Origin of the sequence: Vibrio sp. 10N.222.55.A1 (assembly GCF_041473835.1) — a bacterium.
GTDB classification, from domain to species: Bacteria; Pseudomonadota; Gammaproteobacteria; order Enterobacterales; family Vibrionaceae; genus Vibrio; species Vibrio crassostreae_C.
The window spans coordinates 50,074-75,485 of record NZ_JBFRSX010000026.1 but is presented as its reverse complement, the minus strand read 5'-3'; the positions used below and the strand labels follow the sequence as shown (position 1 = coordinate 75,485).

Here is a 25,412-nt window from a genome sequence, read left to right as displayed (position 1 = left end):
TGGGCTACTTCTTTAAGTCTAAATACATCATGAATAAACGGGCATCTAACTCAAGTTGATGATATTCCGGCTCCATGTGACAGCATAGTTGGTAAAAGGCTTTGTCGTGTTCTTTCTCTTTGATGTGCGCCAGTTCATGCACCACCAGCATTCTCAGCAAAGGTTCTGGTGCATTTTTAAAAACACTGGCGATACGAATCTCGTTCTTCGATTTGATCTTTCCACCGTGATTCTTCGCGACGTAAGAGTGCAGACCTAATGCATTATTAATTAGGTGTATCTTGCCGTCGTAAATCACTTTACTGATCGGTGGCGTTTTTTTCATGTAGCGATTTTTAATCTCAATCGCATAGTCAAACAGGGCTTTCTCGCTTTTGATTTCATGATTCTTTGGGTAGCGAGCTTCAAACCACGGCACCAATTTGCCCGATTCTACAAGTTGAGTAACAGGATCAAGAATGTGCTTAGGATAGCCTTGAATATAGCGTAAAGAAGGATGCATGCTGAAAGACCGTACAAGTTACACCACGACAATACGTTGTGGTCTTGAAAATTGAGCCGCATAGTGTAACTGATCACACTTTTCTAATCACCTAGGATTCGTTACACTTTAGCGAGATTCACCAAGAGAATGAAAAAATGAAACGTGTTGTATTGTACGTCGCAGACAAATGCCCGCACTGTAAAGATGCCCAAAGGTATTTAGACTCTAAGAAAATTGTTTACCGCCTGACGAATGCAAAGATGCAGCGTGGCCGTAAAGAATTGCAAGCAATGGGTGCTCGTTCTATCCCCGTGCTTAAAATCGGCGATCAAGTGATGGTCGGCTGGAATCAGAAAAACTTCGATAAGATGTATAACTCAAAGAACACCTAACGTGCTCTGAGCCAGTCATACTTCTATACAACAAAGCCCGAATATCCAATCTAGGATGTTCGGGCTTTGTTTATTTAAATCTTACTAAATCACACATACCGCTTAACGAAATCAATAAAGGTTCGGTCTGCTTTTGACAGATACCCTTCCTTTCTCCACGCCAAAGATAGGTTCAGTTTCACAGGGTCTTTAAATGGCACGCCTACGACATCTTCCTCGTATTCTGTCACCAAGCTAAGCAACGCGGTGATGGCAAACTCTCGCTTCACGATGGAAAGAATCATTGGCAATAAATTGGTTTCGAACGCGATGGTCATATCGAGGTTGTACTTCTTACAAGTCGCATCGATAAAATCGCGGTGGAAGTAGCCCGATTTGAACATGATCAGCTCTTGAGCAAAAAATTCTTCAAAGGTGATGGATGGTTGCGTTGCCAGTGGGTGATCTTTGCCAACTACAGCTAACATTTCTGAGCTTAACAGATGATCCGTTTCCAAATCATCTGGAACGTTCTCATGATTAATTACGCCAATATCGAGTTCGCCGTTTAACAGCATTTCACGAATCGATGCGGTGCCAGCATCAATCAAGGTCAACTTTAGGTTTGGGTATTGGCTTTTAAATGCCATCACTACTTGGGGGAAAAAGTAACTGCCCATCATACTTGGAGCGCCTAATCGAACCTCGCCTTTTTCTAGCCCCTTTAGTTCATTCATCGCGAGCTGAGCATCATCAAACTGCTGGGCGATTCGCTTTGCATGCTCAAACAGTACTTTGCCCTCCTCCGTTAAAGTGACGGATTTATCGCCTCGACGAAATAGAATCAACTCTAGTGTCTGTTCTAGTTTTTTAATGGAGATACTCAATGCAGGCTGTGCGATATGCAGCGCTTTGGCCGCCTGGGTGAAGTTACCAAACTGAGCAACAGCCAGAAAATGTCGAAGTGGTTTTGATTCAAGCATGGCGATATATTTAATATATAGAGGTGATATTTTTAATATATTTCTTTAATCACACCTGTACTGATAACTTGTTCACAAATAGCTTACTAACTCGCGCAGGCACAACGTAAATGTTTGATAAAGGCAGTCCTCAATACAAACGTATCACTCAATCATTGGCGATTGGTTCATTTATCATTTTCTGTAACCTTTACCTCTTTCAGCCTATCTTGCCGCACATGGCGGAGCACTTCCAAGTATCTGAAACTCAGATCAACTGGTTATTTGCTGCTACAACACTCGGCCTTTCGATTAGCTTGGTACCTTGGGCAATTGCCTCTGAAACCTTTGGTCGTAAACCCATTATTCTGTTCAGTCTGTTCGCTATCCCATTAATAGGGTTAAGCATGGTGTTCACGACTACCTTGTTGCAACTCGTTATTGCCCGCGCATTTATGGGCATCGCTGTGGCGGCGTTTGCTGGTGTGGCGGTTGCCTATATGGTTGAGGAGTTAACACCCAAAGCCTTTGCTGTCGCGATTGGAGGTTATATTGCGGCCAACTCATTGGGTGGAATCTTCGGACGTGTATTAGGCGGCTTAATTACAGACTATTTCGATTGGCATGCAACTGTACTGTTTTTCGTTGTCGGTTCATTGCTTGGTGCACTCTTTATTGCCTATCGCCTACCTGACCAACAGAACTTCAAACCTCAAAAAGGGCTGTTCTTTCATCACAACCGCTCCGTTGTAATGCACTTAAGAAACCGTACCTTGTGGCTTGCCATGTTGATTGGTGGTGCTAACTTCGCGCTGTTTGTTAACCTGTACTCTGTAATGGGCTTTAGGCTAGTATCCGAACCTCACTCGGTACCCGTTGGTTTAGCTTCACTGATATTCCTATGTTACTTGGCCGGTACGGTAAGCTCTAAGCTCTCCAACAAATGGACACTTCGCTTTGACCCGTTAAGCGGAATATTGATGGGCGTGTGTATTAGCTTAATCGGAATGCTAATTTCTGCAGTCGACAAAGTTCCGTTCATGCTAGCAGGCTTGTTATTGATTAGTGGCGGCGCGTTCTTCGCCCATACCCTTGCCTACTCTTGGGTAAGTCAAAAAGCACCGAGCGCTAAGGCAACGGCAACCGCTCTTTACTTAGTACACTATTACATAGGCGGGAGCTTAGGTGGTTTCTTACTCTTGTATTGCTGGCAACTGTTCGGTTGGAATGGCGTGATTGCGGGCGGTTCAATCTTCTATGTCGCGATATTTGCTTGGGTCTACCAGTTGAAACAGCTACAAGTATCGGCGTCTAAACTTGCACAAGCATAAGTACGACTAAGGTTGTAACTCAATTATTGCTTTTGATTGACGTCCGTTCTGATATCCTACGCAAAATTTCATTTCGGAACCTGTTATGTCGAACACTCAAAGCACAGATCTTCAAACCATCCACGACCAAGTAAAACAATGGTTAGACGATGTCGTTATTGGCCTAAACCTGTGCCCATTCGCAGCCAAGCCACAACGTAATAAACAGATTAAGATCTTTGTGAGTGAAGCGAATACGGAAGAAGCGTTACTGGAAGACATCATGACGCATTTCGTAGAGTTAGATAATACGCCAGTTGCTGAATTAGAGACGACTTTAGTGGTGGTTCCTAACATGCTGCAAGACTTCTTCGACTACAACATGTTCATTGATTGGGTTGAAGCGTTGATCAAACAGCAAGACTGGGAAGGCGTTTACCAAGTGGCAACGTTCCATCCTGACTATTGCTTTGGTGGTGCGGATCCAGAAGACGATGAAAACCTAACGAATCGCTCTCCATACCCTGTTTACCATTTGATTCGTGAAGCAAGCATGGAAAAGGTACTGAAGCACTACCCTAACCCTGAAGCGATCCCAGACACCAACATCGCAAGAGTTGAGTCTTTAACGCCAGAAGAACGCCGTCAACTGTTCCCTTACTTGTTTAGTTAATAGTTCAGTTAATCGCTAACATGATGGCTCATATTCCTGAGCGCTCTTGATGATATGGACGAGAAATGAACTGATCTCGTCCATTTTGTTTCGCAATGTACAGACACTCATCGGCAACTTTGATGAGCTTATCTAACGCCGAGATCCTTTCCCCTTTGGTATCCCCTGTACTCAACTCAAAATGACACGCACCAATTGATATAGTGACAGGCTTTCGATCCAGTGTGATTTTCTTCATCTCTTGCAAAAGAGTCATGAACTTATCTTCAACATAATTTGGTGTTTTATTTGGATACCAAAGAATGAACTCTTCACCACCAAAACGCGCCACAAACTCACCCTTTTGAGTGTTATTGTTCAGCACGCTCGCCACTTTCTTTAATACAACATCGCCCATTTGGTGACCGTAAATGTCGTTAACCTGTTTAAAGAAATCGATGTCGACAACGGCCAAGGTTCCCTTTCCTAAAGAGCCTTTTAATTGCTCCACTTCTGCATTCAATGTTTTGAACAAGCAACGTCTATTTGGTAAGTGTGTCAGAGGATCATACAGAGCTTGATACTCCAATTTCTCATTCAGTTCTTTTAGCTTTCTTTCTTGCTGCCTTCTAACCAGCTCCACTTCGATCCATGATGCCATTAGTCTCATCACGTCGACATCGAACTCTTTGAACTCACGATGATAGGGTGCTGGGCTTGAAAAGTTTAAGGTGCCATAAAGCTCATCATTAACGAAAATGGGAACCCCAATATAAGACTCCAAGCCAAAAGACTGGTAAGCAGGATGCTTCGCATACTTATCGTGTTTGCCACAATGCTCAATACAGATAGGACCAATCGATTTACAGGTAATTTCGCAATAGGTTGAACGATAATCGAAGATATCGCCACTATTGAGCTCAACCCCTTCAGGTGTGACAGAGTGTTCAACTAAGTAAGTATTACCCTCGACTTTAGATAAAATACCGATATCAAGGTTGAAGCGTTCAAGCCCCATGATAAGCAGCTGAGCGATCTGAATATCGAAGCCCTTCCGGTAATCATTGGTGATTTGATACAAGCGACGTATAACAATTTCGCTTTCACTGGCTTGGTTCATAAATGGAGTCCCACTGCAGCCGAAGTTAATGGCAACATTAATATTTGGTATATTAAGAAGAGTAAAGTGTAAAAAAACATAATAATCAATTGGTTTGTATGCAAAATACCTCATTGGTCCAATGAATAAAAGTCGACTTCTTCGACTTTGCGTTAGCACCCTATTCCTAGCTTTGGTAAAATAATCCATTAACGAAACAGAATGGATAGGAAAATGAACCTTTCTCAACTAAGCCAAGAAATCTACGATCACCTTTACCGCGACATTGAAGAGTTCCGCAGTACTTTTGATCTGCCTGTTGCTGCTCCTGAAACAATGGACGAAAAAGGCGATACGCTACATACCTCTCTAGCGATCGAAGAACTGACAGAACTTGCAGAAGCTGACTCAAAAATCGAACAAGCGGACGCTATTGTAGACAGCGTTTATGTTTTGATGGGGCGTCTGGTTCACCTTGGCCAAGCTAAGGTTGAAGACAACCTAGCAATCAGCTACCTGATCGACCTGCTATTGAATGTTTCTAAAAACCGCTCTATTGACTTCTTACCTTGCTGGGACGAAGTACACTCAAGCAACATGAGCAAAGTATGTCGCAACGAAACTGAATACGCTGAAACAGAAGCTTTCTATGTTGAGCAGAACATCAAGCTGATGGCGGTTCAAAAAGGCGAATACATCATCGCTAAGTGTGCGGAAGATTTCGTATCTGAGGGCAAGACAGTTCGCCAAGGTAAAGTACTAAAATCAGTACACTACCGCCCTGCGAACCTTGAGCCACTAACGGCTTAACTAAGTTTACGACTGAACTAAGGTTATGGCTGTAGCTCTTTAAAGCACCAGCGCACCAAAATAGCAAACGCCACGTTTAAATAACGTGGCGTTTTATTATTATCTGTCAGTGATTTCTAACTGTGTGTTAATTGTAGCTAAGTGTTATACCAGTCGCGCCATGTGATAAGCCGCCACATATTCGCCATTTCTGAAAGCGAACCCTGCGGACTCTCCTTCAATCACGAAACCAAACTTCTTATACAGACTGATCGCTCTTTCGTTATCGGTATACACCGTTAACTCCATTCGCTTGATGTTAATCCAGTTATCACACAAGTCGATTGCTGTTGCGAGCAGTTGGCTACCGACACCTTTGCCTAACACATCGTCTTTAACACCCATACCAAATGAAGCCACATGTCGTCTTCTTGGATTCACACACACTTCCATTCCCAAGTTGCCAACAATCTCATCGTCGATCATCGCGACATACGAGTACACGTTGTCAGGCATATTAGAGATTCGTTTTTGCCAGCTTTCCAGAGATGGATTTGGGAGTTGCAGCGTACCGGTATAAGCATTAGTGCATTCGTAAACTTCTTTTATTCCCTTCGCATCTGACGGCTCAGACCGTCTCACTATAATACTCATCGCAACTCCTAATATTTCTTCGCTAAATATGAAACACATCCTCAATGTGCACCTAAACACACTAACAAATAGTGAATATTTAACAATAGGTTAGATGAACTTATCTTATTGGGCTTAATTGATACTGAGTAAACGCCCTCTCTCAATATCTTGCTCAAGTACCTCCGGCGTTAAATCGCCATGTCCATGGTGGTCATGATTATGGTGATGACCATGATCGTGTCCGTGGGAATAACCTTTGTGTTCATTTGCTCTTTGAGCTAACTTGTGTGAGTCCAAATAGGTATCAGTTAAATCAGCACAATATTCTTCGGTCCATAAACGTCGAGCCTCATCATCACTCATGATTTGCTCGGCTTTAGGGCCCAATTTGTCCATGTAGAACATCCCCAACTCCTCTCCTTCAACATTGGCGTGGTTGATAAGGTTCATAAACGCAGGCTCTTGATTCTCATCTGATAGATGACCATTTTTGTAACACACGGTTAGGCCAATAATGTCGTCGCCAAGTTGCTCTAATTCAGGGTTAAAATGATTGTGACTATGATTATGTTCGGCAGCGGCGACAAGCATTGGAGTAAGTAAAACACATGCGATAGCCAGTAGCTTAATGGTATTTTTCATGGGATAGTCCTTCTGTATTTTCGAATACAAATTTGATTAGTTGGCTGACTTAGCTTCTTGTGAGATGAGCTAAGTTAAGGGGAACTTCAAGACCATTTCAGCCTGAGTACCCCTCTGTCTCACTACAAATAATCAATATGGTTGGATAACGAGGCTCGATATAACGAGCGTTCTGTAGACAAAAATCACTTATCAACTACGATTCTTGCTGGTGCGATGGTGTAAGTCATTGGCTTCACCTCCCATTCACCTTTTGCTTCCAATGCAACCGCTAGTGCTTGCGCCTCTTCACATACCTTCGCGGGTTTTCCATCAGCCCAGAATGAAGGACCCGAGGTGTATCCACACATAACAGAAAAAGCGTGTTGGCCATCCTTTATTGTGTATTCCGTCATAATGCCTCCGCCTTCACCGTGCGTGATTTTTAGCGAGCCTTCATCGGCAACATGCATTGCATCGGAAGGTGCTCTACCACTTACGTTACTCAGCAGCGCAGCGTTTGCGACTTCGACTCAAGTTTACATCGAACAAAACGTTGCCTCTAATGCTGCTGATAGCGGTGTCTACACCACAGAAGCTGGCTCATTAATCGATACCTCAGAAAATGGACAAGTCTATATAGGTTTTGATGACCAGGGTTGGCTGGCAGCGGGTTACGGCCACGACTTTCACATCAGCGAGTCCTTCACGTTCAACCTATACGGTGAACTCGGTAAATGGGACAACGGTGAAGAGTTATTAATCGAAGGTATTATTGATTACCAAGTCAATGATAACTTCAATGTATTCAGTGGATTGGGATATAACCAGTCAGGGCAAGTACTCGAGAATGTAAGCGACACCACGATCAACACTAATAAGTTCATCGCCGGTGCGGGGTACTCACTCTCAGGCTGGGATTTAGCTTACCAATACACTCACGAAAACAGTGATGGATCCAATGGCGGGTTTACCCACAACGATGACAACGTAATCTTTCATCAAGGCGACTACCGTACCAATGAACACGAAGTCGTTCTCTCTAAGAGCATCGACGACTGGACACCCTACGTGAAATACACCTATTTCAACACCAACGAAGGTGACCTTTACTTGAACGGCCAATCGATGGGCCCGATCGACAACGACAGCATCATCACACTTGGTTTGTCTTACGACTTCTAAATATCTCAGATTCAATTCTCATAGGCAGATGGATTTGCCCACCTTTCGAGGGCACTACTATGAAAATTACTTCTCAACGTAACAAAGCCATTGATATCGCTGCAGCGATCAGTATCGTTTTGTTTTCTGCGATTCCCACCTACGTAAGTGCTGATCACTTAGACTCCCATTATCTAGAGCCGAGTTATCTAGAAACCAGCTATCTAGACTCCTCCTTCGTCGAATTCATGACACCAGATTTTGATCAGGGGTATCTTAACGATGAGATTAAGCAAAACCTTACTCTGGAATAATTCTTCAACACATTACAAAACGTTATATAGCTCTTGTTTTCTATATAACTCTCATCTTCTTATAGAGCCGTGCTGAGTGATTAAGACTCCGTTCCTGAATCACTTTTTCTAGGCTGATGACATTCAAAACCGCAAATGCAGACGCTAAAAAAGACACCACACTCGTCAAAAAGTGTGGTGTCTTGGTTATTATTGCAAGGCTAATTAACTAACAATAGTTAAGATTAGTTGGCTGGACGCCAAACGCCCCATTTGTCATTTTCGTAAGTCGCTTTAGGGTTAGTGCCACCTTGAACCCACCATTGTGCTTTCCATGACTGGTTCGAGTAAGTCACGACTTCGCCACCAAGGTAAGTCGCTGATGAGTCCCACGTACCTGGATCTGGCGTTGGATCTGGGTCTGGTGTTACGCCACCGTCATCAGCAATTACTTCAAAAGTGAAGGTTTCAACACTGTCGCTTTCAATCGAGCTAGCCATAAACGATAAAGTTTCGTTTGCAGTGATGCCAGTGGTATCAACTACGATAGAAGCCGTGCCGTTATTTTGAATGCTTACAGAAGTACCTTGAGTTTGAGTCAATGTCGCCGCTTCGCTTGTTGCAATTACAACTTTGTCGCCAGCATTCACTACGTTGTCACTCTTCACTAGCTCGTAGATGTCGCCTTTTAATGGTTCAACACCACCGTCGCCACCATCAATCAGCGTTAACTGACCAGAAGCACGGCTATCTTTTGAGTTAAAGAAGTTACGTGAAGGATCGTTTTGGAAGTACATGTAGTGCTGCATTTCAGCGTGCCAATCACCAATGAAGATCGCGCCATCTTTAAACTCTTCGTGCCAGCCGTTAATCTCTGAAGCCAACAAGCGAGCCCAATCGTTAACGTTTGAAGCGTCGATAACGATGTCGAAGCTACGCGCGACTTCACCGTACTTGTTGATGATGTCGTACTTAACCGTATCACCAATTTCTGGCGTACCAAACTGGTCAGAAACAAACAGGTCGCCACGGACTAGATCAGGTTGAGGTGTAGGCTCTGGTGGAGGGGTTGTGCCACCCGCGATAGTGATGTCTGAACAGTTGTAGAAGCCTTCGCCCGCAGCATCATCACGTTGCCAACGAACGAATAGAATCGCATCGCCAGAACGGTCTGAAGGAATAGTGACATTAATGCGGTACTTGCCGCCATTAACCGGAACGTTACCCTCTTCTTGGATAAGATCTAAGTCTCCCCACGCTAGGCCTTTGCTTAGGTCCGCGTTTGGTTTCGTTAGGTAGAACTCCCAGAAAGAAGGGTTGTGTGGCGCTGTCGCATTGAATACATATTCAAACGTACCAGTATTTAGCTCGGTACGAGTCCAACCAGTATGAGGCGCACCCATGCCGCGTTTTTGCGAATCGTTGGCATAACATAACGTGCCGTCAGGAATCGCCGCTTTTACAGCATTGATATTATTGAAATCTTGGACATTTTTCGCGTACTCGTTACGTTGAACAAACGGGTATGAACCCGAAATGTCTTTTGCTTGAGCACACGCAGCATTAGGTGGTGTACCCGACCAAATCCCGCCTTGCTCGTAACACGTGTTCTGACGCGCGCTTGGAAACTCAGACCAACCATGAGCATTTGCCACTGACGGCACACTCGATAGCATAGCCATACCCACTGCTATTTTTAGAATATTATTATTTATTGTTGTCACTTTCCCACTCTCTATTATTTTACCCTAAACACAAAACCAATTGGTTACTAACCAACCAGCACTGTAATTCGAAGGTTTATAGTTTCTGACTTAAAGAACAACGAAAAATATATACGTCAATTTTATCAATAACAGCAGATTTTATATTGATAGGAATCAGCATCACACAACTCAAACAAATGCGTTGTAGATAGATGATATTGGTTCGAATTATCAATTTTTACCGACAAAAATTACGCATTCCCTAAGAAAATAGATCGCTAGGAAGGTATTTTTTCATTGAATTAATTGGAGTGAAACGCTCGCATAAATAATGATATTGAGTGCTTTTTATCATCATTATTATTACGTTGTTGAGACTGCTGTAAAGTCGCTAAGCTATTGAGCGTATACGTTTATAAATGGATAAATCATTAAACGTTAATTTGAACGAGCTAAACTAATAGCGGCTATTCATGCCAAATCGATTCGACATATCATCGTCCATACGACCGCCCTTCCAACCGCCACCGCCCAACAAATTAAGTACATCACGCGCGTTATATTCCTCACCACCGAAGAAGTCATTAGACACATTATTACGCAGCAATTTAATGGCTGGAGCAATTTCAGCAGCAAGGTCTTGTGGATCAGCAAACAATGCTAAGGCAACCAGTTGTTGGCGCTTACTTAATTCACATGAACTCGTTTCTACTTGCCCAATAGAGAAAAAGTCACTGCTTCCGTACGCTTTCACCAACTTTGCAGAAAGTGATTTGATTACTTTCTTGATTCGTCGTCGTTGAATATATCTAAACATATAGATTGCCTTGTATTGATGAGCTTAAGTTAACCAAACAGCAGATAGGTCTGATTGTCGACTGAGATACTTTTGACTTCGGTGTTGAACACGGACTCTAGCTGCTCAGGGGTAAGCACTTGATCAGCTGAGCCTGATGCTTGAAGTACACCTTTATCGAGCAACAACACTTGGTCTGCGTGTCTTAGTGTTCTGTTCAAATCATGGTTAGCCATGATCACGGCGATGCCCTTCTCAGCCACTCGTTCGATAAGCTTGTACAACAAGGCTTCTTGAGCAATATCCAACGGAGCTGCGGGTTCGTCGAGGATCAGCAGCTTCGCGTATGGGTTAAGTGTCGGCCAAATTTGCAGGCACATTCCCGCCAAACGTACGCGTTGCCATTCACCACCAGACAGTGTCTGAATTGAGCGATGAAGTTTGTCTGCAATGTCTAGCATCTGGCTGATTTCTTCCAAAGCTGCGTTGATTTCAGCATCAAGGCCGTGTGAGGAGCTTGGCAGTGACAATGCAAGATATTGGAACACTTCTAAGTTGAAGGCTGGCCTTGCGCTTTGGCACAAGTAAGCGCGATGCAATGATAAATCTTGTAAAGACAGCTCCGACAAATCCTGCCCGTCGATCTTTATATCGCCTTTGTAACCATCACCAATTCCAGATATCGCTTCGAGCAAGGTACTTTTACCGCTGCCATTAGGGCCGATAACGTGAGTCACCTGCCCTTGCTTGAGCTCAAATGATAGTGGTAATAAACGAGCGCCGACGCTCAGGCTCTTAATTTGAATCATGATTTTTAATTAACATCCAAATGAAGATAGGCGCACCGATACTGGTGGTCATCACACCCAAAGGCAGCTCTGCGGAATCTAATAAGGTTCTTGCACAGATATCAGCAAACACCAACAACGCAGCGCCAGCAACGGCAGACAAAGGAAGAAGGTATTTGTTATCAGTACCAATCGCTAAACGCAACAAGTGTGGCACAACCAAGCCAACAAAGCTGATCACGCCACCTAAAGCTACCGCGCAGCCGACTAAAATAGACACGGCGAAAATTAGACGCCAGCGCAATCTCGGTACGTTTACGCCTAACTGTGCGGCATGCGTTTCGCCAATCATTAACTTATCTAGCTTACTACCTTGCAGGCACAGCCAAATAATCACGGGGATCATCACCAACGTGAGCGAGTGTTGATACCAAGTGACGCCACCTAAGCTGCCCATCAGCCAATACATCAATAAGCGTAGACTTAAGTCATCACTAAAATAGAACGCCCATGTCACCATCGCGCCAGAAAGAATGCCTAACGCGACACCCACTAGCAGTAATTTAGCCGTGGTGAGTCGCATCGTTTTTACCATGCTCACCAGTATCACGGTGAAACAGAGCGAGCCTAAAACGGCGGCAATCATGAACAGTTCTGGTGTGGGAGCAAACGGCAAGAAGAACAGCACGATAACCATCGCCAAACTTGCACCACCAGAAATGCCGAGCACACCGGGCTCTGCTAATACGTTACCCAATAAGACTTGTAAACTTGCGCCAGATACGGCTAACCCTGCCCCGATAGCAATAGCCGCCAATAGTCGAGGTAAGCGTAAATCAATCAGTAGTTTTTGTTCTAACGTGGACAATGTGCCCAGAGGGGAAATGAAAAGATCGCCAACCATTAGGTAAATCGCACTCAGCGCGACAAGCAGTGCTGCCATCAGATAAATGGCTCTAGTCCATTTGCGCTGTTTTTGGTGAAGAAGTTGTTGGAAATCCATATCAAGCTACTTTGAAAATGTTCGCGTAACCTTACCTGTATCCCCAAATAAACTCAAGGCTCACACCGTAATGTGAACCTTGATATTTCAACCAGTTGAGCGGTTGTTTTCGTCGTTTAAACCCGAGTCGATATTAATCGTACACAAGCTGACCATGGTCGAATCGCGTTTCAACTTCACACACCATTAAGGCTGCTCGTTGACCGATAGCAACATTACGATTAGGGAACACCACCGCTTCGTTTTCATTCTTAGCCATTAACGGTTTATCACCATCATGACCGAATACTTCACCGTGCTTGAACGCGGTAAAGTTCTCTACAGAATCTGAGAACATGAAATCGAAGTCATCATGTAAACGAACAATGGTTCTGCTCACGCGATAAGTGATGGTTCGCTTAGGTAAATGCTCTGGCTCAACTTCAGCAATCAAGTTACGCATCGCCAAGTCAAAAGCCGTTAGCTTATCAAGTTGGTTCTCACCAATTCTCGCGACCTGCCCTAGTTCCATTGTCAGTGCTTGCGCTTCGAAGTTTTCAGCACTGTACCAACTGAATGTACTGGTTGGCGCATTTGACAACAACACTGCTTCCACGTGCGCACTGTTAATGAAATCAAACAGCTCTTTACTGCGTACTTCGTGGCGAACTTTAGGGCTCACTGCAAACGAGTAATGCTTAGATAAACGGATTGCACAGTGCAAATCTAGATGCCAACGAGTGGCAGGTTCCGTTTCTTTGTAAAACTCAGTCACCAAGAACTTCAAGTTCTTCGCGATATCCACTTCTCGATTGCTCTCGTACTGCTTTTCATCAAACAGACGATTCATGTTCACATCAAGAAAACGAGTATGCGCGTTAGTGGCTTCTGGGTGAGCTATGATAAACAAGCATCTCGCGTTTACTACTTGGAAACCTGTTTCAATATCCTCAATGAGCTTATCGATCAGCTCCATTGGTGAAGTTTCGTCGCCATGAACACCGGTTGAAAAAATGATGTTCTTGGTTTCAGAATTAAAATCCGCGGGAATCACTTCCAAGACACCGCGTTGATGAAGCTTAATTTGAACACCGTTACTCAGTACGGTCTGTCCTGCAAACACTTCTTGCTCAAGATCTAGGCTGTCAAAAAGAAATGATTGGCGAAAGAGGGTCTTCGTCATGCGCTACTCCTTAATTGCACGGCCGTATGTTAATAAATTGTACATAGAAATTGTGTTGCTAGGATCGCACTTATCAACAGAAACTCCGTTATCACTCACAAATACTACCCATATATTTTTATATTACCTGCTGACTTTACTAACCGACATCTGTTCCAAATAACTTTCTCTATTTAAAGAGACTTTTGGTTGTTTCGGCTTATCTCAGGTTATGCCAGCAAGATAAGAGCCACGTAAGCTAACACAGCTCTTACCTGCTATGAACAGATTGAGATCAATTAATCTTCCTGATCGAGCAATCTTTCAAATTCATCGATTTGAACTTTGACCATGTCGATGCTTTGTTGCCAAAAATCAGCTTGAGTCAGGTCCATTCCTAAGTGCTTTTGAACGACTTCTTCCGCCATCATGCTGCCCGTATCACGAAGCAACGAAACGTAATCGCCGTAGAATTGCTCACCTTTCGCATCGCGCTGAGCGTAAACACCTTTACTGAACAGGTAACCGAACAAGTATGGGTAGTTGTAGAAGCTTACTTGAGAGATGCTGAAATGCAGTTTGCTCGCCCAGAAGTAAGGGTCAGCTTCTGTCATTGCATCGCCATACCACTCTTTCCAAGTCGTTTCCATCAAGTCACACAGCTGCTGAGCCGTTAGCTCGCCTTTTTCACGCTGCTCGTAGAAGGCTTTTTCAAACTCAAAACGAACGGGAATGTTCACCATTAATGCCAAAGAAGAAGAAAGCTCTTCCCACAGCATTTCAAGTTTCTCATTACATGTTTGTGCTTGTTTTAACAAATGGTCTCGAACGATATTTTCAGCAAAGATCGAAGCGGTTTCTGCCAGCGTCATTGGGTAGCGTGTTTGACACAACGGCATGTCTTTCATCACCCAGTTGTGGAACGCGTGGCCTAACTCGTGTGCCAATGTCATTAAATCTGAGCGGCTACCGCTCCATGTCATGAACACAAGCGGAGTGCGTGTAGCAGCAAACTTGGTGCAGTAAGCGCCTAAACGTTTGTTGGCTGCTGGTGCGGCATCAATCCAACCATTATCAACCATCAAAGCGACAAAATCAGCCATCTCTGGATTTACTTCAGCGAACGCAGTTTTGATCACGTCGATCGCCTCATCAAATGGGTAAACCTTAGATTCAGCGTCACCCAGCGGCGGCATCGCAGCTAAGTGATTCCAAGGCTTCATTTCATCTAGCCCGTGAACTCTTGCCATTAACAAACCTGCTTTCTGACCAACAGCTCGATTTGCTTTTGCTACCGACATCATGGTGTCTAGCGTTTCAGGTACGATGCGGCTGCCGTGTAGGCTTGGATCAAGGAAATGCACATCGCTAATCTTCGAACGCTTTTTGTTTTCAGTCAGTCGCCAACCCGCCAATGCATTTAGAATCGAAGCAAAAGACTCTTGGTGCGTTTTCATCGCACCTTGAACCGCGCGCCATGCTGGTTCTTGTTTGTCGAATTCGCTGCCGTACAACAGGCTCGCGGCTTGTGAAAAGCCTAGGGCTTCCTCTTCACCGTCCAGCTTTAGCGACAGTTTTAAAGATCCGGTTAGGTTATCGTATAAACGACCCCATCCGTCACGACCATCAACCTTCATCGCTGCTAATAACTGCTCTTCAGCAACACTGAGTCGGCTGCTTGATAACTTACGAGAGCTTTCAATCGCAAAGCGCTGCCCTGCTACGTCCGCACTATCATGCTCTAATACTGCATCAATAAATTCTGGTTCTGCGTGAATTAGCGTATCTTCGTAAGGGCTGAACGCTTGAGACATTTCAGAGTTCAGCTTCGCTACACGACCAAGCAATGCTTTCGCTTCTGTGTGTGTCGCGTCGACCGATGCGTGGCAATTAGCGAAGGTGTTGATTGTACTCAGTAACGTGCCTGCCGCTTCTGAAGTCTGAATCGCGTTTTGCATCGCTAGAATGATATGACGCTTTTCAACGTGTAGGTTCAACAGCTCAATGCACTGCTGAATGAGTTCAATGTCCTGTTCGATTTTTGCATCATTAAGATCGCTATAAGCAATGCTTAGATCCCAACTTGGTGTTGTCATGACTAAATTCCTTTCACGTAGGTAGTAATACCAATCAGGTATAGCGGCTGTGAACGCCGCTTTATACTTCTATTTATATTTCTGTTTCTATTTCTATTTCTATTTCTATTAACAGGTTTAATAGATTGTTAATTCTTAAAACCGTGTATTTTTAACACTCAGAGAACAGGTATCCCTATCGATTTAACGCTGATAAAGCTCTGCGCAAACTGAGTGATTTGAATATGCGTTATCGATGCGTTTTCTATCGATAACTTCGAGTACAAACTCGGGTTTTTCCAATCAATATTAAGGCAGTGCGCTAGCAGTATGCGAATCACACCACCATGAGTAACCAACAATATGTTGTCACTTGAATCATTCAAAAGTTGCGACCAAGCTTGAGTTACTCTGTCGTGGAAGCTCTGTAAACTTTCTGCGCCAGTTAATTGATGATTAGCAGGGTCTTTCCAAAAGGTTTCTAACATTCCCCACTTGTCTTCAAGTTCATCAAATGGGACACCATCTACTTCACCGAAGTTCATTTCCTGAAAACCCGATGCAACTGATAAAGGCACAGACATACGCTCTGCAAACAAGCTCGCGAGATCACCACATCGTCTTAGTGGAGAGCTAACCACGCTATCAAAGGTAATGTCTTGTGTAGTTAGTGCCTCACATATCTGTTCTTGAAGATCAGAGTTGACCAGCACATCAGATAAACCATTGAGCGCAGCTTTTCCTTCGACTTTGCCATGTCTTAACAAATAGATGTTTTTGGTTGTTCCATTGACCATGTGTGCGACCTAGCCTTGAATATCAAGCAAGTGATTAGATGGTTTTAAGTGCAGCGGCAATCCGGCAGCAACCAGCGTGACGCGCTCAACGACGCGAGCTAGCGCTTGGTTCATTCGTCCTGCATTGTCCACAAACAAGCGAGACACTTTACCCAGCGGCACCACACCTAAACCGACTTCGTTAGAGACCATGATAATTTGCGCCGGACTTTGCTCGACGCTTTTGACCAATACTTCAACCACGGCTTCAACCTGTTCATTAGTTGCGTCATCACCCAGTTCAAAGATGATGTTGTTCAACCACAAGGTTAGGCAATCAATCAATACCACATCTTCTTTCTCAAAAGACTGCAGTTTTTCGGCTAATTCGACGGGTACTTCATGCTCAATCCACTGCTCGCCACGACGTTGTTGATGGTGCGCGATTCGTTCTCGCATTTCATCATCAAGATATGTCGCTGTCGCAATATAATTGAGGCGTCCATTTGAACATGCTTCAAGCGCACATAATGCTTGTTGCTCTGCAAAACTAGACTTACCAGAACGAGCCCCGCCCAATACCAAATGGCTGTTTCGCTGACTTGCTTGATTAATTTGATTAGCTTGAATAGTTTCATTCGTGTTGGTCATAGGAAGCCGTTATAGAAAGCCATTGTAAAATGCAGTAATGAATACAAGGTAAGTCAGCAACTCCATTAACTGTTGAGCCGCACCCAAGCAGTCCCCAGTAAAGCCGCCAATTCGAGCCGTTAACCACGTTTTAAAACCTGTTCTGAACAGATAGGCGACGACAGATAAAACCAAAGCGAATTCAAGACCAAACCACAGGCTAGGCAGCACGCCTACCAGCAACAAGAAGACAAGTTCGCCTTTGGTTTGCTTGTTGGCCAATGGTTTACTTTTACTGGTATCTAAATCACTGACATAAGGCATGTCGTAAATTAGCGATGCAGCAATCGCGCGGCTAAAGGTATAACTGGTCACGATTACCATAAACAGTCCCGTCATGCTTATGAGTTCATTCAACAGCACCCACTTGCCAAGCAGAGCCATAATCAGAGCAGACGCACCATAAGTACCGATTCGACTGTCTTTCATGATGGTCAAACGGCGTTCTAGGGTCATGCCGCCACCAATGCCATCGGCCATATCAGTCAAACCATCTTCATGGAATGCGCCAGTGAGCATCAGGCTAAAACTCATCATCAAAAAGATCGCTACTGCACTCGGCAGTACCACATCAAGTAGCAAGAACACACCGCCACACAGAACACCAAGCAACAAACCAACCGTTGAAAAGTAGCGACCAGAACGGTTCATTCGCTCTGTAGAATAGGGCGTGTTTTTCGGCATTGGCAAGCGAGAAAAGAAACCCATCGCCAGCGCAAAAAGCTCCCACTGATAAGTAACTCGACCTTTCAACGATCTTTCTGGTGCATCACTCATTAAACCGTGACTCCAGCACTTTCGAAGCTCGCCATGTTGTTATAGAACTCGGCTGCCGCACGAATGATTGGCATAGCTAGCGCAGCACCTGTGCCCTCGCCTAATCTCAATCCAAGATCGAGCAGTGGCTCAGCGTCGAGCAGCTCTAACAGAATTTTGTGTCCTGACTCTTCAGAGCGATGGGCGAAGATCATATAGTCTCGGCAACTCGGTTCAATTAAAGTCGCGACATACGCCGCAACCGACACGATAAAGCCATCGACTAGTACAGGAGTTCTGTTTTGGTAAGCGCCAAGGAAAGCACCGACCATTTGCACTATTTCGTAACCACCGACTTGAGCTAAAATCGATTTAGGATCGAGTCCTGTGCAGCGTGCAACACCTTGCTCAACCACCTCGACTTTTCGTGATAACTGTTCGTTGTTGATACCAGTGCCTAAGCCTACACACTCTGCAGCAGTTCGGTTTGCTACCGCACTTAAAATCGCTGACGCGCTACTGGTATTGCCGATGCCCATCTCACCAAACATGATGATATTGGTGCCATTCGAAATAGTTCTAGATACAAGCTCTGAACCTAGTTCAATCCCACGTTCGACTGTTTCTAAACTCATTGCAGCTTCGTTGGCAAAGTTATTGGTTCGTGTACCCAAACGCTGGGAGATCAACATTGGGCTATCAGATTCGACTGGTAACAATATTCCCGTGTCGACTACCGTAATATCGATGTTGTTCACCGCACAAAAACAGTTAATCGCCGCGCCGCCGCTTAAGAAGTTCAATACCATCTGTTGTGTGACAGCACTCGGGGCAATACTCACACCTTCATCTGCAATACCATGATCACCTGCAAAAATGATGATGCTCGGCTTGTTCAATTCGATATGTTCAACCGCAGACTCTTTACCTTGGCTTTGAATCAGAGCCAGTTGATGGGCAATCTTTTCCAGTAAACCAAGAGCGCCTAACGGCTTAGTTTTTTGGTCAATGCGATGTTGGATGTACTGTGAGTATTTTGTATCTAGCATAAAATTAGTGGCACTTAGATTAAGGAGCGGGGTTTAACGATCTTATTCGCTGAAGTTAAATTGTTAACGCTTACTTAGGACGAGCGACAGAGAACACATTGGACAGCGTGGCGTATTCGCCTCCGCCTAGTCGAGATAAAGGATCAAGTGCTAGTGCATCAATCTTCAAGCGTTCGCTCTCTTTATCGATCACACCTTCAGAGATATACACCTGTTCAACTTGAGCAAAAATAAGGCTTTGCGGTACCTCACCGACTTCTTTAACTTCATACAATGTACAACCAAAAGCCACAGCGCACTCCTTCACTCTAGGTAAAGAAAAGCCTTCAAACTCAACCAACTCGATATTATTCGCGGTTACTTCAGACTCACCATGGTCGAGCGTGGCTGCTGTCGCCGTCATTACTTCTGCAGAACTTGCTGACGCGATATGAATGACCAACTTACCCGTTTCAAGGGCATTACGAGTGGTGTCTTTGATTTCGCCCGATGGCTTTTTCCCGACCGATAGCATCAGTAGCGGCGGATTGCTGGAAACAGGCGTGAAATAAGAGAAAGGCGCTAGGTTGTACTCTTGGTCAGAAGATTCCGTCAATGCCCACGCTATCGGGCGAGGAACGACGGTTTGTGTCATCAGGTGATAAATCTGAGTGGGAGCAAGAGTATCAAGCTTGAGGTTCATAGCACGTCCTTGGTCTATGTGAATTACGACTCAGTTTACGTGTTAAGCAAGGCTGTATCTATGGCTATGTGGCAGAAACCGCAGAGAGTGTTCTTAATTTAAACAGATCACACTGGTTTTTTCTCAGATTGACAGTCAAATTGACGAACCCTAAAACACAAATAATACTGATAATAGATTTATCAATAACTTACATTTTGGCATCGTTTATGCCTTATCTAAATTACTTATTAATCTCTCCATTGATAAGTACCCATACAGTGAATGCCCACAACACTGACGCTACACGAAGAAAGACAATCGATTGAAAGACAAAACAGAACAACGATTTAGGAGGTGTAATGATTCCAAATTCAAGTAAAAGAAAACCAAATAAATCAAGTAAGAAAGCTAGCAAAAAGGTAAGGAAAATCCCACTGTCCTTTACCTAGTAAGAAGCAAGAAAAGTAACAAAGCCCGTCGCCCAGCGGGCTTTGTTATGTTTAACGCCTAACTTAAGTTTCAAACCGCATTTATCTTTCCCACCGCCATTATGTTTCATATCGTACTTATGCTTCAGACCGTACTTATGCGTCGAGCCAAACTAAATCATCTCTTTTTCCATAAACAGGCGACTCCCCACATACTACTGACCACTCGTTTAACAAACTTTTATTCGCTTAAAATTCAAACACTGTTTATATTAAACAAGCACTTGTGGAGTGAAGAAGGGATTAAAATGAGCATTTCTGGAGACAAAACATCGGTCGTGGTGGCTGGTGCAACCGGGTTAATTGGTCATCATGTGATGAAGTTGCTCATCGATGAACCCGCCGTTGATCATATCTATGCCCTATCTCGCCGAGCGTTAGATTCACAGTTTGATTCCAACAAGCTCCACACACTCATTCACAGCGACCTGCAAGTTACCAGTTGGGATGACACGAATGCGACGCCTAATCTTGGCGTTATCTGCTTAGGTACGACTAAGAAAAAGGCAGGATCAAAAGAAGCGCTTCGCAAAATCGATGTGGAACTGGTTAGCCAAGTCGCACAGTCGATGAAGTTTCTTGGGGTTCAACGCGTAGCGGTCGTTTCTAGCTATGGCGCTTCACCAGATTCCTATTCGCACTACCTTCGCTGTAAAGGACAAATGGAACAAAATTTAAAACGTATTGGCTTCAAGCAGCTTTTCATCGCACGCCCTGGGCCTCTGGTGGGTGAGCGTGATGAACCTAGAGCTGATGAAAAACTCCTGCAAAGTGTCTTTCCTCTGCTGTCTCCATTTATGCTTGGTAAGTTCAAAAACCTACGCCCTATTCAGTCGGAAGACGTAGCCAAAGCAATGTTGTTCCGGTTATTCGAAAATAATTTCCAAAATATCGAAATTTACTCGTCAAGTGACATGCTCAATTTATTGGCAAAATATCGCTAAAAAGCTCACCTATTCATCACAATGTTGAATATCCACCCATCCTATTGAGTGGATATTACTAATCGTTCTAATAAATTACTTTTCCTTATTTTACGTTTTGTTACAGGTCGCTACTGTAGCTAACAGTATTTGCGCCCATATATCTAAGCGCCCTATCGATTTAAAGAGATTCATAAGGAAAACAAATGTCATTTTCAGCTATCGCTGCCTTAGCGGTATTCACTGGTATCCTCTTTTTTCTCTACGGACAGCAGAAAAAAGAAAACACACTTTCTCGCCTCGTTTTACTCGGTTTAGTATTTGGTAGCGCATTTGGTCTTGGTCTACAGCTGTTATTTGGTGAAGGCAATCCGGTCATCAACGAAACACTAGACTGGGTAAATATTGTTGGCCGTGGTTATGTTGGCCTACTGAAAATGGTGATCATGCCATTAGTATTGGTTTCAATGATTGCAGCAGTAGTGAAGCTTGAAAAAGGCGGCTCACTGGGCAAGATTTCTGGTATCACCATTTCTGTACTGTTAGCAACAACCGCGATTTCTGCGATTGTTGGTATTGTTGTAACGCAAGCATTCGGCCTGTCTGCTGAAGGTTTAACAGAAGGCGCTCGCGAAACAGCACGTATCGCAACACTTGAAAGCCGCATCGGTAGTGTTTCAGACCTAACAATTCCACAAATGCTGATCAGCTTTATTCCGACTAACCCATTTGCAGACCTAACGGGGGCTCGCTCTACGTCTATCATCGCGGTTGTTATCTTTGGTGTGCTAACGGGCATCGCTGCTCGTAAAGTGATGGCAGAGAAAGAAGAACTAGAATCTCCAATCCGTACTTTCGTTGAAGCGTCACAATCTATCGTTATGCGCTTAGTTAAGATGATCATGGCACTAACGCCATACGGCATCGCAGCGTTAATGGCGAAGGTAGTTGCAACATCAAGTGCTTCTGACATCCTCAGCCTACTGGGTTTCATCGTTGCATCTTACGTTGCGATTCTACTGATGTTCGTCGTACACGGTGTGTTGGTTTCTTTTGTTGGTGTAAACCCGAAAGAGTACTTCCAAAAGATCTGGCCTGTACTGACGTTCGCTTTCACGTCTCGTAGTTCTGCAGCAACAATTCCACTGAACGTTGAAGCTCAAATCACTAAGCTAAACGTGCCACCAGCGATTGCTAACCTGTCTGCCTCTTTCGGTGCGACGATTGGTCAAAACGGTTGTGCGGGTATCTACCCTGCAATGCTAGCAGTCATGGTTGCGCCTACAGTTGGCATCGACCCAATGGACATCAACTTCATTCTGTCTCTGATTGCTATTATCACAGTGAGCTCATTCGGTATTGCTGGCGTAGGTGGCGGTGCAACGTTCGCGGCGCTTATCGTACTTCCTGCTATGGGCCTTCCTGTAACGATTGCAGCACTGCTTATCTCTATCGAGCCACTTATCGATATGGCACGTACGGCGCTTAACGTATCTGGTGCTATGACAGCCGGTACGATCACAAGCCGCCTATTAGGCAAGAAAGACAAGCAACAAGATCTGGAACAAGCGAACGCTTAATGGGTTCGATTGATTCAAGCACTTGAGTCTCGTTAAACAAAAAAACCGATGCACATGCATCGGTTTTTTATTATCTGTTACTTCTAACTTCCATTACTTCACGAGCAACAGCTTAGAACACAAGTTGAATGACTTTTTCGGCAAGTGCTTCATCGTCGTCTTCACTTAATCCGCTGACACCAATAGCGCCAATCACCTGCCCATTTAATTCAATGGGAACACCGCCTTTAAAGCCAGTGATCTTTGGGTCAGTCCAGTAACTTAAGTCTTTACCAGTTTCTCTCGCCCAAGCACCTAAGTTACCGCTTGGCTGTCTATCTCTTGCAGATGTATAAGCTTTGTTCTGTGCTAACAATCCGGCTTGAGCACTCACATTATCCATGCGAATAAACGCCAGTAATTCACCGTGCGTATCACACACGCTCACCGCGATTGCTTGCTGATTACGCTCAGCAATATCGAGAGCATTAGACACCAATTGTTGCGCGATCTTTTGATTCAACATACTCATTCCTTATGGCAGTGCTTGACCACGTGAGTACACGTATAGGTTGTACCACTCTTCACGAGACAGGTTTATCTGAGTCGCGACTGCCGAAGCTTTGATTCGCTCTAGATTTGTGGTGCCAATTACAGGTTGGATACGAGCAGGGTGACGAAGCAAAAATGCCAACACAATCGCTTCACTTTCTACGCCATATTGGTTCGCTAACTGAGCCACGTAGTGCGCTGTCTTTTTCACGTTTTCATGTTCTGAATACAAACCTTGCTCAGCAAATCGGCCTTGTGCCAAACAGCCCCAAGCTTGCAGTTGGATTTTATTCAATTGGCAATGTTCAAGAGTGCCTGCGGCGAAGTCTGATTGATGGTGCCCTTGCGAGTTAATCATCACCCCATCATTCAACCAATCCAATTTGGCTAAGCTCATCTCAACTTGATTCGCGACGATGGGTTGCCCAAGCGCAGATTGCAGGTACTGAATTTGATGGCTGTTCATGTTCGACACACCAAAATAATCGACCTTACCTTGCGCTTTTAAGTTCTCTAACGTTCTTGCTAGCTCATCGAGTTCCATCAAAGGATCAGGGCGGTGCAATAACAGCACATCAAGCTTTTCAGTATTCAATCGATTGAGAATACCGTCTACCGATTGGCCTACCCAATCAGCCGAGAAATCATAACGACCAACATTGCCCTCGCCTTCAAAACGAATCCCACACTTAGATTGAATGAACATCTGTTCACGCAGATCAGGCGCTTGTTGTAATGCTTGACCAAAGGCTTGCTCAGCTTTGCTGAAGGTATAGATATCCGCATGGTCGAATAAGTTAATGCCCGATTCTAGTGCGGTGCCGATTACGCTTCGTGTTTGAGCAACATCCGCACTCGTCACTGGATTATCATTCCAGCCACCACCTAACCCCATGCAGCCATAGGCAATTTGCCCAACATTCGGTAGATAATTTGATAATGGGATACGTTTTTTGTCATTCGTTTTGTTTGTAGATTCAGTGCTGTTCGTCATATCGATTCTCGCTTAGAAGATTTGCTGACCAGAAATATGCCTCTATCATATTGTTCTTTTTAAAAAACAGAATATGCTAGTTACGAAATGATTGTTTGATATGACGAACAATAGATTGGTAGGAACGCGCGAATGAACGAACACAAAAGAATAGAACGACTGATCCTGTTTGTAGAACTTGCTCAGCAACTCAACTTTACCAAGGCAGCCGAAAAGCTCGGTATCTCTAAGAGCTACCTTTCTGAACAGATCAAACGTTTAGAGAACGATTTACAGTGCCCGCTTTTGGTCAGAACCACTCGCAGTGTTCGTTTAACCCAAGAAGGCGAACGCGCGTTACAACAAGGCTTAACGATTCGCTCGCAAGTCTTACAGCTTGAACGCAGTGTTTCTGAGCAACACGACATCGTCAAAGGCCTATTACGCCTCACTGCGCCAAAGATGTTTACTGAGGTATATCTATTCGATATCTGCCAACAGTTTAGGCAGCAATACCCTGAGATTCGTTTCGAGATAAACAGTAGCTACACCAACTTTAATCTCAATCAAGATGATATCGATATCGCGTTTCGTGCCACCAATACGCCACCTGACAACATGGTGGCGAAACACTTGATTAGCTATCAACATGATTTAGTCGCGACTCCCGGTTATCTTAACCAATTTGGTCGCCCTACCAATGTGAGTGACTTAAGTGATCATCAATGCTTAGCAACTCTGCACCAAACCGAGTGGCCTTTAAAATCGGTAAATATTGATGTGTCCGGCTGGCTTTCAAGTAATGACAACCACCTGCTTAAGCAACAAGCTATGGCAGGCAGTGGCATCATCCGTATTGCAAGTTACTACGTTGCGAAAGAGGTCGAACTGGGAGAATTAGAGCGAGTGCTGCCTGATGAATGTCTGCAACAAGGCAACAGTATTTATCTGTTCTATCCGCAAGTTATTTATCCGGCAAAGAAACACCAAGTGTTCGTTAAATTTGTTCAGCATTACTTTGAAAACTTGAGAGCTTGAGAGCTTGAGAGCTTGAGAGCTTGATAGTTTAAGATCTTGAAAACTGGAGAGCTC

Annotated in this window: 28 protein-coding genes; 9 read left to right on the top strand and 19 right to left on the bottom strand. The window is 44.3% G+C overall.

Annotation, left to right across the window (positions count from 1 at the left end):
• Positions 1-4 precede the first annotated feature (4 nt).
• The gene (locus tag AB4493_RS08625; RefSeq protein WP_004734935.1) at positions 5-502 is read right to left on the bottom strand and encodes a YgjP-like metallopeptidase domain-containing protein; all 498 of its coding nucleotides are present in this window, start codon (positions 500-502) and stop codon (positions 5-7) included.
• Between the two features lie 137 nt (positions 503-639).
• On the opposite strand from AB4493_RS08625, the gene AB4493_RS08620 reads away from it, so the two are divergent.
• The gene (locus AB4493_RS08620; RefSeq protein ID WP_016786183.1) at positions 640-876 is read left to right on the top strand and encodes a glutaredoxin family protein; all 237 of its coding nucleotides are present in this window, start codon (positions 640-642) and stop codon (positions 874-876) included.
• An 89-nt stretch (positions 877-965) separates the two neighbouring features.
• Here AB4493_RS08620 and AB4493_RS08615 read toward each other — a convergent pair whose 3' ends face one another.
• Positions 966-1,838: a LysR family transcriptional regulator gene (locus AB4493_RS08615; RefSeq protein WP_017065533.1), complete on the bottom strand. Its 873-nt coding sequence runs from the start codon at positions 1,836-1,838 to the stop codon at positions 966-968.
• Between the two features lie 110 nt (positions 1,839-1,948).
• Between AB4493_RS08615 and AB4493_RS08610 the strand changes: the two genes are divergently transcribed.
• Together AB4493_RS08610 and AB4493_RS08605 are read left to right on the top strand one after the other, a co-directional pair.
• On the top strand, positions 1,949-3,148 hold the full coding sequence (locus AB4493_RS08610) for an MFS transporter (RefSeq protein WP_017065532.1): 1,200 nt from the start codon (positions 1,949-1,951) through the stop codon (positions 3,146-3,148).
• A gap of 85 nt (positions 3,149-3,233) precedes the next feature.
• Positions 3,234-3,800: a DUF1415 domain-containing protein gene (locus tag AB4493_RS08605; RefSeq protein WP_102393884.1), complete on the top strand. Its 567-nt coding sequence runs from the start codon at positions 3,234-3,236 to the stop codon at positions 3,798-3,800.
• A 28-nt stretch (positions 3,801-3,828) separates the two neighbouring features.
• On the opposite strand, the gene AB4493_RS08600 is transcribed toward AB4493_RS08605, so the two are convergent.
• Positions 3,829-4,899: a diguanylate cyclase domain-containing protein gene (locus AB4493_RS08600; RefSeq protein WP_372154855.1), complete on the bottom strand. Its 1,071-nt coding sequence runs from the start codon at positions 4,897-4,899 to the stop codon at positions 3,829-3,831.
• Between the two features lie 213 nt (positions 4,900-5,112).
• Here AB4493_RS08600 and AB4493_RS08595 point away from each other — a divergent pair, with 213 nt between their 5' ends.
• Positions 5,113-5,688, top strand: a complete 576-nt coding sequence (locus tag AB4493_RS08595; RefSeq protein WP_108161526.1) for a nucleoside triphosphate pyrophosphohydrolase family protein — start codon at positions 5,113-5,115, stop codon at positions 5,686-5,688.
• A gap of 144 nt (positions 5,689-5,832) precedes the next feature.
• Here the strand turns inward: AB4493_RS08595 and AB4493_RS08590 are convergent, their stop codons facing one another.
• From AB4493_RS08590 to AB4493_RS08580, 3 genes are all read right to left on the bottom strand, one after another.
• A complete protein-coding gene (locus AB4493_RS08590) occupies positions 5,833-6,321 on the bottom strand; it encodes a GNAT family N-acetyltransferase (RefSeq protein WP_017068284.1) in 489 nt (162 codons plus the stop codon).
• 114 nt (positions 6,322-6,435) lie between these two features.
• Positions 6,436-6,945, bottom strand: a complete 510-nt coding sequence (locus tag AB4493_RS08585; protein WP_017059165.1) for a hypothetical protein — start codon at positions 6,943-6,945, stop codon at positions 6,436-6,438.
• Positions 6,946-7,130: 185 nt separating this feature from the next.
• Positions 7,131-7,340 (bottom strand): hypothetical protein, encoded by a 210-nt coding sequence (locus AB4493_RS08580; RefSeq protein WP_017059164.1) that lies wholly within the window; start codon positions 7,338-7,340, stop codon positions 7,131-7,133.
• A gap of 1 nt (position 7,341) precedes the next feature.
• Here AB4493_RS08580 and AB4493_RS08575 point away from each other — a divergent pair, with 1 nt between their 5' ends.
• Both AB4493_RS08575 and AB4493_RS08570 read left to right on the top strand, forming a co-directional pair.
• Positions 7,342-8,109 (top strand): hypothetical protein, encoded by a 768-nt coding sequence (locus AB4493_RS08575; RefSeq protein WP_372154853.1) that lies wholly within the window; start codon positions 7,342-7,344, stop codon positions 8,107-8,109.
• Positions 8,110-8,168: 59 nt separating this feature from the next.
• Positions 8,169-8,402: a hypothetical protein gene (locus tag AB4493_RS08570; RefSeq protein WP_102427813.1), complete on the top strand. Its 234-nt coding sequence runs from the start codon at positions 8,169-8,171 to the stop codon at positions 8,400-8,402.
• Positions 8,403-8,626: 224 nt separating this feature from the next.
• Here the strand turns inward: AB4493_RS08570 and AB4493_RS08565 are convergent, their stop codons facing one another.
• The 11 genes from AB4493_RS08565 to AB4493_RS08515 form a co-directional block, all read right to left on the bottom strand.
• Complete coding sequence (locus AB4493_RS08565) at positions 8,627-10,057, bottom strand: lytic polysaccharide monooxygenase (RefSeq protein ID WP_372154880.1); 1,431 nt, start codon at positions 10,055-10,057, stop codon at positions 8,627-8,629.
• Positions 10,058-10,544: 487 nt separating this feature from the next.
• Positions 10,545-10,904 carry a DUF6559 family protein gene (locus AB4493_RS08560; protein WP_372154852.1) on the bottom strand — a complete coding sequence of 120 codons (360 nt, stop codon included), beginning with the start codon at positions 10,902-10,904 and terminating at the stop codon, positions 10,545-10,547.
• Between the two features lie 29 nt (positions 10,905-10,933).
• Positions 10,934-11,692: a vitamin B12 ABC transporter ATP-binding protein BtuD gene (btuD, locus tag AB4493_RS08555; RefSeq protein ID WP_136978782.1), complete on the bottom strand. Its 759-nt coding sequence runs from the start codon at positions 11,690-11,692 to the stop codon at positions 10,934-10,936.
• A complete protein-coding gene (gene btuC / locus AB4493_RS08550) occupies positions 11,679-12,674 on the bottom strand; it encodes a vitamin B12 ABC transporter permease BtuC (protein WP_017096955.1) in 996 nt (331 codons plus the stop codon). The genes btuD and btuC overlap by 14 nt, the downstream gene beginning before the upstream one ends.
• A 133-nt stretch (positions 12,675-12,807) precedes the next feature.
• Positions 12,808-13,836, bottom strand: a complete 1,029-nt coding sequence (locus AB4493_RS08545) for a succinylglutamate desuccinylase (RefSeq protein WP_017059157.1) — start codon at positions 13,834-13,836, stop codon at positions 12,808-12,810.
• A gap of 278 nt (positions 13,837-14,114) precedes the next feature.
• Entirely contained in the window at positions 14,115-15,911 is a 1,797-nt protein-coding gene (locus AB4493_RS08540) for a M3 family oligoendopeptidase (RefSeq protein WP_372154850.1), read from the bottom strand.
• A gap of 158 nt (positions 15,912-16,069) precedes the next feature.
• Positions 16,070-16,687 carry an alpha-ribazole phosphatase family protein gene (gene cobC / locus AB4493_RS08535; protein ID WP_017059155.1) on the bottom strand — a complete coding sequence of 206 codons (618 nt, stop codon included), beginning with the start codon at positions 16,685-16,687 and terminating at the stop codon, positions 16,070-16,072.
• 9 nt (positions 16,688-16,696) lie between these two features.
• Positions 16,697-17,317 carry a bifunctional adenosylcobinamide kinase/adenosylcobinamide-phosphate guanylyltransferase gene (gene cobU, locus AB4493_RS08530; protein ID WP_017059154.1) on the bottom strand — a complete coding sequence of 207 codons (621 nt, stop codon included), beginning with the start codon at positions 17,315-17,317 and terminating at the stop codon, positions 16,697-16,699.
• Between the two features lie 9 nt (positions 17,318-17,326).
• Complete coding sequence (locus AB4493_RS08525; protein ID WP_372154849.1) at positions 17,327-18,133, bottom strand: adenosylcobinamide-GDP ribazoletransferase; 807 nt, start codon at positions 18,131-18,133, stop codon at positions 17,327-17,329.
• Positions 18,133-19,161 (bottom strand): nicotinate-nucleotide--dimethylbenzimidazole phosphoribosyltransferase, encoded by a 1,029-nt coding sequence (gene cobT / locus AB4493_RS08520; protein ID WP_372154848.1) that lies wholly within the window; start codon positions 19,159-19,161, stop codon positions 18,133-18,135. Before cobT ends, AB4493_RS08525 begins: the two co-directional genes overlap by 1 nt.
• A gap of 70 nt (positions 19,162-19,231) precedes the next feature.
• Positions 19,232-19,843: a flavin reductase family protein gene (locus AB4493_RS08515; RefSeq protein WP_372154846.1), complete on the bottom strand. Its 612-nt coding sequence runs from the start codon at positions 19,841-19,843 to the stop codon at positions 19,232-19,234.
• Positions 19,844-20,561: 718 nt separating this feature from the next.
• Here AB4493_RS08515 and AB4493_RS08510 point away from each other — a divergent pair.
• Together AB4493_RS08510 and AB4493_RS08505 are read left to right on the top strand one after the other, a co-directional pair.
• Positions 20,562-21,257, top strand: a complete 696-nt coding sequence (locus AB4493_RS08510) for an NAD-dependent epimerase/dehydratase family protein (RefSeq protein ID WP_017059149.1) — start codon at positions 20,562-20,564, stop codon at positions 21,255-21,257.
• A gap of 185 nt (positions 21,258-21,442) precedes the next feature.
• Positions 21,443-22,816 (top strand): L-cystine transporter, encoded by a 1,374-nt coding sequence (locus AB4493_RS08505; RefSeq protein WP_017059148.1) that lies wholly within the window; start codon positions 21,443-21,445, stop codon positions 22,814-22,816.
• Positions 22,817-22,928: 112 nt separating this feature from the next.
• On the opposite strand, the gene AB4493_RS08500 is transcribed toward AB4493_RS08505, so the two are convergent.
• Positions 22,929-23,321, bottom strand: a complete 393-nt coding sequence (locus AB4493_RS08500; RefSeq protein WP_372154845.1) for a heme-binding protein — start codon at positions 23,319-23,321, stop codon at positions 22,929-22,931.
• Positions 23,322-23,330: 9 nt separating this feature from the next.
• Complete coding sequence (locus AB4493_RS08495; protein ID WP_372154844.1) at positions 23,331-24,341, bottom strand: aldo/keto reductase family oxidoreductase; 1,011 nt, start codon at positions 24,339-24,341, stop codon at positions 23,331-23,333.
• A 132-nt stretch (positions 24,342-24,473) separates the two neighbouring features.
• Between AB4493_RS08495 and AB4493_RS08490 the strand changes: the two genes are divergently transcribed.
• A complete protein-coding gene (locus AB4493_RS08490) occupies positions 24,474-25,358 on the top strand; it encodes a LysR family transcriptional regulator (RefSeq protein WP_017059145.1) in 885 nt (294 codons plus the stop codon).
• Positions 25,359-25,412 lie beyond the last annotated feature (54 nt).